The organism is Ideonella sp. P3_A4, from assembly GCF_056403075.1.
In genome coordinates this window covers 1-1,063 of record NZ_JBFUGE010001161.1, presented here as the reverse complement: position 1 = coordinate 1,063, position 1,063 = coordinate 1, and the positions used below count along the sequence as shown (strand labels likewise).

General features: G+C 72.3%; 1 protein-coding gene. It reads left to right on the top strand.

Annotation, left to right across the window (positions count from 1 at the left end; all coding sequences use genetic code 11):
• Window positions 1-670 (top strand): DNA mismatch repair MutL family protein (locus tag AC1DYI_RS36635; protein ID WP_477208990.1); only part of this gene is annotated, 670 nt, incomplete at its 5' end.
• Window positions 671-1,063: the final 393 nt, after the last annotated feature.

Here is a 1,063-nt window from a genome sequence, read left to right as displayed (position 1 = left end):
GCCCATGGCAGGCAGCACGGCGCCGTTCGCAGAAGTCGCCCGCAGCGCCGAGCCCCCGGCCCCCGTCGAAGCCAACGACTGGCCGCTCGGCCGCGCATTGGCGCAGCTGGCCGGCGTCTACGTGCTGGCCGAGAACGCGCAAGGGTTGATCGTGGTCGACATGCATGCGGCCCACGAGCGCATCGTCTACGAGCGTTTGAAGGCCGCCGCGCGGCAGGCACCGCTGGCCGCGCAACCGCTGCTGATCCCCAGCACTTTTGCCGCGACGCAAGAAGAGGTGGCCGTCGCCGAAGCCCGCGCCACGGACTTGGCCGCGCTGGGCCTGGACATCTCGCCGCTCGGCCCGACCACCTTGGCGGTGCGCGCGCGTCCGGCCGCCTTGCCCGACGCCGACCCTGTCACACTGGCCCGCTCGGTGCTGCGTGAACTGGCCGACTTGGCCGAAGCGGACGCTGGGCGCATGATCGAGCGCGCGCAGGACGAGATCCTCGCCACCATGGCTTGCCACGGCGCAGTACGCGCCAATCGCCGGCTGACGATCGAAGAAATGAACGGGCTGCTGCGCCAGATGGAAGCCACCGAGCGCGCAGACCAATGCAACCACGGCCGGCCTACCTGGCGCCAGGTCACGATGAAAGAACTGGACGCGCTCTTCCTGCGCGGACGTTGACACGATGACCATCAATTCAGACCGCAACATCCAGCGCACGCCCAAACGTGCCACCCGAGCTGCCACGCCGGCCGCGCCGACGGCTGCTGGCAGCCCTGCCCCATCGGCACCGTCAGCGCCCGCCCCCGCGGCTTCCAGCGTGCCGGTGCGCTATCAGCCGTCGTCCAAGCCAGCGTACGGCCAGTCGCCCTCAGAACGCCCGCGTCGGCCGCCTGCGTCTGGCGCGCCGTACCCGAACCCGCCACGGCCGCCTGCATCTGGCGCCTCTCGCCCGAATCCGCCACGGCCCCCTGCGCCTGGTGCTTCACGGCCGAACCCGCCGCGGCCCCCGGCGGCCCAGCCCGGCAGCGGCCCGCGCCGCGTCGCGCGCGACGAAGCGCCACCGCCGCAGGT